Origin of the sequence: Pseudomonas sp. SIMBA_068, assembly GCF_046534705.1 — a bacterium.
Classification (GTDB): Bacteria; Pseudomonadota; Gammaproteobacteria; order Pseudomonadales; family Pseudomonadaceae; genus Aquipseudomonas; species Aquipseudomonas putida.
In genome coordinates, this window is sequence record NZ_JAWRYI010000413.1 from 1 (window position 1) to 276 (window position 276).

The 276-nt window shown below is 45.7% G+C and carries 1 protein-coding gene; it reads left to right on the forward strand.

The window, feature by feature from the left end:
- Positions 1 to 188 precede the first annotated feature (188 nt).
- A partial coding sequence (locus tag SB756_RS29765) for a hypothetical protein (protein ID WP_410913172.1) occupies positions 189 to 276 on the forward strand: 88 nt, incomplete at its 3' end.

Sequence of the window (276 nt, forward strand, 5' to 3'; positions counted from 1 at the left end):
TAGCTGAAAGCAGTCAGCGAGTGATAAAGTACAGATACCGCATTCATGCTCCTCGTGGTTATGTCCTGACTAGTCTTTACACTCTTTACAGGAACCATTGTCGTACATGATGGCCCAACCAATTGAGTGTACCGCTGTCGACATGGAATCTTCTGCGATACAACAATTCGTATCTACAGAAGGTAACTATGTTTCCACAATGCAAATTTTCCCGCGAGTTTCTACATCCTCGCTACTGGCTCACATGGTTTGGGCTTGGTGTACTCTGGCTTTGGG